Raw genomic sequence first — 2,289 nt, forward strand, 5'->3', positions numbered from 1 at the left:
TACTGGCGATCAAAATTGAAATGAACATGAAAAAAAAACGTTTAATCATTTAATTATTGTATATTAACTTTGATTAATACAAAATATTTTTTTATGAAAGTATTTTGATACAAAAAATTTATTTTAGTTTCATCAAGATAATTTAGCTATCTATTTATTCGTTACAACAGATAGTTATACGATATTAATGAATAACATTAAGCTACGGTTTAATTTGGAGTTACTTTAGCGCATTGGGATTAAGTTAAGAAGTTATGAAGTAAGCGGATAAGCTAGAGTGTATTTTTTCTGAAAGAGAACGGATGCAAGGAAAGATTCATAAGCACGAATTTCAGTCGGTCTGTACTATATTCTACCAATCTACTGATTGTTCGCTGATTCCATTAACTCGATCGCATATTCTTACATCATCAGGTCGAAGAATGTATAAATAATTATACGTGTCATCACTAAAGATTCTTCTTGATAAGAAGCTCACCAACTCGAGATTTGTTACTAACATTCAAATTGGGTTAATTTTTTATTCCTGTTATATGATGAGTCTCAGTTAAAATATATATATACTTATTTAGAAGCTATGAAAATATAATTGATTTTGGCAAGGAGCTTTTCTTTTATGGTTAATAAACTTAATAGTGATTATGAATTGAATTTATATCAACATGCATTAGATATAAGGGCAAAAAGACAAGAAATTTTAGCAAATAATGTGGCAAATGCTGACACTCCAAATTTCAAAGCTAGGGATATTGATTTCTCAAAATTTTTGCATGAAAAACTTGAGGAGAGAACAACAGAAGCTAGCACTCTTAAATTGACTTCTACTTCTCCCAAACACATCAATAGCTTATCTGAGCAAGATTTAACGGACAGTGATATATCATATCGTATCCCATTGCAACCTAGCGCTGATGGTAATACGGTAGACATGGATATAGAACGTACTCAATTTGCAGATAACTCTCTTAAATATGAGGTAGTTTTATCAATCTTGAAAGATAAATATAACGATTTAATTCTAGCTATGCAGGTTAGGTAAAGGCATATTTATATTTTTTACTTATGCATGAAATTTTTGATGATAAAGGAATCTTTTTTAATTATGAGGTATATATATTCTTTTGTTTCATTACTCTTTATCGGCTTAACCATAGCTAGTTCTGTAAAGGCATTTGATGAATATGAGCCTAGCCATTTCACAGAGAATGGTATTATTGGGTTTCATGAAGGTGAGTTTTTAGGAAACGGGCATGAAGCATATATTGATTATAATCTCGATCATTTAAATTATGATTATCATCACCAATCTCTATTTTTTCCTTATATTCCAATTAATGACTCTCCTATATCATCTTCAACGATTACTCCGCAAATTTTATACTCTAACCCAAATCACGAAAACAGCTATTGGTACTGTAGAGATTCTAACGATTATTATCCCCAAATTAATGATTGCGCCAGAGAATGGGAGATTATATCGTTAAATCATTAATTCATTTATCAAACATTTATTTTTCTAAAGTTAAGTTATTTCATTTTATTTTCCTATTTCAAAATAGATTGATAATAGCGACATTAGACACCAGGTATTTAATTAATTGATTCTTGGGAAGATAGCACTAATACTAAATCTTTCAATCCGGCCTTACGGCAAATTTACCGCTCCCAAAAAAAAATAACGCAAGGCCTGTAAGCATGAAGAAGATCTGTACTTCTAAAGGATATCTACCATGATCATATAGGTTAAATAATTGATTAATATGTCCTAATAAAATTGCAAAGATCACATTGCCAAAAACCATCAATCCACTCAATCGAACAAATATTCCTAGAATAATCATATGAGCTAAGATAACTTCTCCCATATAAATTCCGTAAGCTACTGCCTGGGGCAGGTCCATTTTGATAAGCTGATTATCAATAAAATCAATAGAGGCTGGATTAAGCACTTTATGCACACCATGAACCAACATTAATATGCCCATAGTGAAACGTAATGTTAGTTTCCCTAATTCATCACTTTTAAAGGGAAGATTCATTTAGTTTTCTCCTTAGTCTAAGTAAACCATTCATTAGTTATTCATTTAGTTTCGGTGATGCAAGGCTGTATTTTCATCAATAAGCTTCATTTTTAATTTTTGGGATAATATTTGAAGCTTTTCAGATCAAGTTAATGCAACTAAAAGACACAATGCTCATTAAAAAATCGCAAAGTCTGAATAAATTAAACCCTACTCAAAAATTTGGTTAGCACTAATTGCTATGACGCTAATTTTTATATTGATTGAA

The 2,289-nt window shown here is 30.3% G+C and carries 3 protein-coding genes; 2 read left to right on the forward strand and 1 reads right to left on the reverse strand.

Going from position 1 to position 2,289, the window contains the following annotated elements; translation table 11 throughout:
• Positions 1 to 616: 616 nt before the first annotated feature.
• Both flgB and ABF87_RS14210 read left to right on the forward strand, forming a co-directional pair.
• Positions 617 to 1,039 carry a flagellar basal body rod protein FlgB gene (gene flgB / locus ABF87_RS14205; protein ID WP_160829779.1) on the forward strand — a complete coding sequence of 141 codons (423 nt, stop codon included), beginning with the start codon at positions 617 to 619 and terminating at the stop codon, positions 1,037 to 1,039.
• A gap of 39 nt (positions 1,040 to 1,078) precedes the next feature.
• Positions 1,079 to 1,492, forward strand: a complete 414-nt coding sequence (locus ABF87_RS14210) for a hypothetical protein (RefSeq protein WP_160829780.1) — start codon at positions 1,079 to 1,081, stop codon at positions 1,490 to 1,492.
• A 142-nt stretch (positions 1,493 to 1,634) separates the two neighbouring features.
• Here the strand turns inward: ABF87_RS14210 and ABF87_RS14215 are convergent, their stop codons facing one another.
• The gene (locus ABF87_RS14215; RefSeq protein ID WP_160829781.1) at positions 1,635 to 2,039 is read right to left on the reverse strand and encodes a DoxX family protein; all 405 of its coding nucleotides are present in this window, start codon (positions 2,037 to 2,039) and stop codon (positions 1,635 to 1,637) included.
• Between the last annotated feature and the right edge of the window lie 250 nt (positions 2,040 to 2,289).

The sequence above is a fragment of the Nitrosomonas sp. JL21 genome (genome assembly GCF_009833095.1).
Classification (GTDB): domain Bacteria; phylum Pseudomonadota; class Gammaproteobacteria; order Burkholderiales; family Nitrosomonadaceae; genus Nitrosomonas.

What these genes read in the sequence shown, in the direction of transcription:
- ABF87_RS14210 (WP_160829780.1), top strand. Translation starts at nt 1,079, where the DNA reads ATGATAAAGGAATCTTTTTTAATTATGAGGTATATATATTCTTTTGTT.
- ABF87_RS14215 (WP_160829781.1), bottom strand. Translation starts at nt 2,039, where the DNA reads ATGAATCTTCCCTTTAAAAGTGATGAATTAGGGAAACTAACATTACGT.
- flgB (WP_160829779.1), top strand. Translation starts at nt 617, where the DNA reads ATGGTTAATAAACTTAATAGTGATTATGAATTGAATTTATATCAACAT.